The sequence below is a fragment of the Desulfovibrio sp. 1188_IL3213 genome, assembly GCF_036763145.1.
Taxonomy (GTDB): Bacteria; Desulfobacterota; Desulfovibrionia; order Desulfovibrionales; family Desulfovibrionaceae; genus Desulfovibrio.
Genome location: NZ_JBAIYR010000195.1, coordinates 1 through 4,195 on the forward strand (window position 1 = coordinate 1; position 4,195 = coordinate 4,195).

A 4,195-nucleotide genomic window follows, 5' to 3' on the forward strand; every position below is an offset into this window, starting at 1 on the left:
CGCGGACCCCGGCCAGCCGGTCGCCCGTGCTCGCGCCGGTCGAGCGTTCATCCTCGGAACATCCGGCGAGCAGGGAGATTGAGAGTAAGAAAATAAAAAGCACGGGTAGAAATCTGTATTTCATTGTAAATCTCCGATGGTATTATTGGTATTGGAGCGTCGGCGTTTCAAACCAGGCCGGATGCTCGGATCTTGCGCCGAGGTGGCGCAGGAACGATTTTGTCCGCTCCTCCCTGGGTGAATTGAAAAACTGGTCGGAACCGGCGGATTCAACGATCGCGCCGTTTTCCATCAGGATGACTTGTGACGAGACCTGCTGCGCGAAACCCATCTCGTGGGTCACCACCAGCATGGTCATCCCTTCGTCGGCCAACTGGCGCATCACGGCCAGCACTTCTCCGGTTAGCTCCGGGTCAAGCGCGGAGGTGGGCTCGTCGAAAAAGATGATCTCGGGAGCCGGGGCCAGTGCCCGGGCTATGGCCACACGCTGTTGCTGGCCGCCGGAAAGCTGGTGGGGGTAAGCGTCCTTTTTGTCCGCCATTCCCACTTTATCGAGCGCCTGCATCCCGATGGCCGCGGCTTCCCGCCTGGGAATGCGCCGGGCGACGACAAGGCCTTCGGTCACGTTTTCAAGCGCGGTCTTGTTCCTGAAAAGGTTGAAATCCTGGAACACAAATCCGGTTTTTTTTCGGATGGCGTCGATCTCCGCCCGGCCGGCTTTGCCGAACTGGTACACCTTCCCCTGAAACGACAGGGTTCCGCGGTCTCCGGTTTCCAGGAAGTTGAGGCAGCGCAAGAGGGTCGTCTTGCCGGCTCCGCTCGGACCCAGGATGGCCACTACGTCGCCCCTGGAGACCTCAAGAGTAACGCCCCTCAAAATCTCCGCGCCATTGAAAGATTTGGTAAGATTGGTAACTTCAAGCATATCTATCTCCTACGGCGTCCAGACCGCGTTCATTTTTTTCTCCCCTGCCCGTTGCAGCCAGGTCAGCACCGTGGAAAAGAGCAGGTAGATCAATCCCACTTCGCAGTAGAGGGCCAGCGGCTCATACGTGCGGGCGACGATTTTTTGCGTGGCCATGAACATTTCCACTACGGTTATGTTGGCCGCCAGTGATGTATCCTTCACCAGGCCGATGAGCGTGTTGGAAAGCGGCGGAAAGGCTGTTCGGAAAGCTTGCGGGAGGACTATCCTCCACATGGTCTGCAGCCAGGTCATGCCGACGCAGTACCCCGCCTCGATCTGCCCGGCCGGAACTGACTCCAGGGCCGCGCGCATGGTTTCGGCCGCGTATGCGCCGGTGTTCAGGGAAAAGACGATTACAGCCGCGGGAAAGGCCGGCACCACGATGCCGACCCCAGGCAAACCGTAGAAAATGATGTAGAGTTGAACCAGCAGCGGGGTGCCGCGCACGGCCCAAATATAAACACGCGCGAGCTGTTTGAAGACTTTCAGGTCCGCGACCTGCACCAGGGCGACGGCCACGGCGATCGCCAGGCCGAGGGCAAAGGAAATCACGGTCAGCGGGATGGTCATGGTCAGGCCGGGCAGCAGGATCTTCCAAAAAGAATCCGCCAGGAGGGTAAGTACACGTTCAGTCATCATAGGTAGGCTGAATGTAATTACTCTCCCTTGCTTTTCGTAGATACGGAATTATCCAATTTTTGCACTATCCTGCCAACGGAGGGAGCAAGATCCGGTCACATGCCGACGCAGCGAAGATTGGGGATGCCGATTCCGGCCAGGCTGGCGTCGAGCGAGACCGCGCTTTCGGCGATAAAGTGGTAGCGGGTGACGTCGATGTCGAACCCGGGAAGCAGGACTGCGTTGCGGGCGCGTTTGGCGAATTCGGCGAAAAAGCCGGCCGGGCCTCGCTCGTGGGTGCAGAATGGGACCACGCGCCTGCCGTAAAAATCCGTCTGGCCGAGAAAGGAGCGGAGCGGGGCCGGAATGGTGTCGTGCCATACGGGGCCGCCGATCAGGACGAGATCGTAGTTGCACATGCACGGGACGGAGAACCGCAGCTCCGGCAGCAGGTTTTCCTCAAGCTCCCAGCGGGAGACGGCCTCGACGGTTGCCGCTTCGTAGCCTTCCACAGGCTCTACGCCGAAAAGCACCCCGCAGGTACGGTCCCGGATCATCCGGGCGACGGCCAGGGTGTTGCCGGTGTGCGAGTAGCAGGCCACAAGCACCCTCAGGCAGGATCCGGAAAGGCTGTTCATGAATATTTTTTTCATCAGATTGCGCGCGGCCCGGTAACCGGCCGCACATCTCCCATGAAGGACTTATATATTCGGTAATCCGGGTACAACAGATACGATTTTATCTAAATTTTGCACAATTCTGCCCCGGTCTTTCCCGGTGCCTTAAGGCGTGCTATTGAAGAATCCGGACGAATTTTACATGGAGCGTGAACATGCGTGATACGACAGACAGAACATATGCGATCCTGAGAGAAAAGCTGCTCCGGCGGATGCCCGCCCCGGGCACCTACCCGACGCCGGTGCCGGGCTTTGTGCTGAACCGCCGGGACGAAGTCAATATTCCCGAAAACTGCTGGAACAAGCCCATTCTGGCGATGACGGTCCAGGGGGCCAAGCGGGTGGTGGTCGGAAACGAGGAATATCGTTACGGCGCGGGCAACTGCCTGCTGGCCGGGGTGGACATGCCCAACCTGAGCTATCTTACCGAGGCCTCGCCGGAAAATCCCTATCTGGTGATGACCCTGGAACTGGACAGCCATCTGACCACCCAGCTCGCGGCGCAGATTCCGCCCGCAAAAGGCCCCGGTAAGACTTCCTCCGCGGGCGGCAGCATGGGCGGCGTCGCCGTCATGCCGACCGACCCGGAAATTCTCCAGGCTTTCGGGAGGATGCTGGATCTTCTGGACACCCCGGAACAGATTCCGCTTCTTGCGCCTCTGATTTCCAGGGAGATTCACCTTTTGCTGCTGCTCGGACCGCAGGGCGAGCTGCTCAAATCCCTCAATACCCAGGGAACCCAGGGCAACCAGATATTCCAGGGCATCAACTGGCTGCGCGACAATTTCATGCAGCCGCTGGACGTGGACGAGCTGGCCAGGCGCCTGAACATGGCCCCGCCGACCTTCCGCAAGCACTTCAAGGCCGTTACCAGCATGAGCCCGACCCAGTACCACAAGCACCTGCGGCTCTATGAAGCCCAGCGGCGCATGCTGGAGGACCATGAGGACGTCTCAAAGGCGAGCTACGCGGTGGGCTACGAAAGCCTTACCCAGTTCAACCGCGAATATAAGCGCCTGTTCGGCGATGCGCCGCAGAGGAACGTGACGCAAATCCAGGCTTCTGCCTGAGCCGGAAACACCTGACCGTATACAAAGCCGGTGAGCGTCGCTCCCGGCTTTTTTCTATGCTCGTCCGCGGAAACGGCAGGAAAGTGCAAAAATTAGATAAATCTGTATCTTTTGTTTTGCCGTGCCGGAGCTATTCTCCTGAAAATGATGAATCACAGGCGGCGCTGAGTATGCGCGGTTCCTGAAAACAACCTTCCAAGGAGAATAGACATGCAATACGTTAACCTCGGGCGCACAGGCCTGAAAGTCAGCCGGCTCTGCCTCGGCACCATGAATTTCGGCGACGCCACGGACGAGCAGACCGCTTACCAGATTATGGACAAGGCCATTGAAACGGGCGTCAACTTTTTTGATTCCGCCGACGTGTACGGCGGACCGCAAACGCCCGACATGGAAAAAGGCTTCGGCACGTCCGAAGAAATCATCGGCCGCTGGCTGGAGAAGAGCGGCAAGCGCAACGACATCGTGCTGGCCACCAAGTGCTACCAGCCCATGGGCCTCGGCCCCAACGACCGCCGCCTTTCGGCCTACCATATCCGCCAGGCGTGCGAAGACAGCCTGCGCCGCCTGAAAACCGACCGCATCGACCTGTACCAGATGCACCACATCGACAGGACCACGCCCTGGGAAGAAATCTGGCAGGCCATGGAACTTTTGGTCCAGCAGGGCAAGTTGCTCTACATCGGCAGCAGCAACTTCGCGGGCTGGGATATCGCGACGGCCCAGGGCATGGCCCGCCAGCGCAACTTAATGGGCCTGGTTTCCGAGCAGAGCCTGTAAAACCTGACCGTGCGCGCCCTGGAACTCGAAGTCATCCCGGCCTGGCGCCATTACGGCCTCGGCCTCATTCCCTGGAGCCCCAT

At 59.2% G+C, this 4,195-nt stretch carries 5 protein-coding genes; 2 read left to right on the forward strand and 3 right to left on the reverse strand.

From position 1 onward, the window contains the following. Positions 1–142: 142 nt before the first annotated feature. The 3 genes from V6C16_RS08640 to V6C16_RS08650 form a co-directional block, all read right to left on the reverse strand. Entirely contained in the window at positions 143–925 is a 783-nt protein-coding gene (locus V6C16_RS08640; RefSeq protein WP_333534666.1) for an amino acid ABC transporter ATP-binding protein, read from the reverse strand. Between the two features lie 9 nt (positions 926–934). Further along, positions 935–1,606, reverse strand: coding sequence for an amino acid ABC transporter permease (locus V6C16_RS08645; RefSeq protein WP_333534667.1), 672 nt, complete (start codon positions 1,604–1,606; stop codon positions 935–937). Positions 1,607–1,701: 95 nt separating this feature from the next. Continuing rightward, a complete protein-coding gene (locus tag V6C16_RS08650; protein WP_333543019.1) occupies positions 1,702–2,223 on the reverse strand; it encodes a flavodoxin family protein in 522 nt (173 codons plus the stop codon). Positions 2,224–2,417: 194 nt separating this feature from the next. On the opposite strand from V6C16_RS08650, the gene V6C16_RS08655 reads away from it, so the two are divergent. Together V6C16_RS08655 and V6C16_RS08660 are read left to right on the forward strand one after the other, a co-directional pair. After that, positions 2,418–3,332 (forward strand): AraC family transcriptional regulator, encoded by a 915-nt coding sequence (locus tag V6C16_RS08655; protein WP_333535305.1) that lies wholly within the window; start codon positions 2,418–2,420, stop codon positions 3,330–3,332. A gap of 210 nt (positions 3,333–3,542) precedes the next feature. Then, positions 3,543–4,112, forward strand: coding sequence for an aldo/keto reductase (locus tag V6C16_RS08660; protein ID WP_333543020.1), 570 nt, complete (start codon positions 3,543–3,545; stop codon positions 4,110–4,112). Positions 4,113–4,195 lie beyond the last annotated feature (83 nt).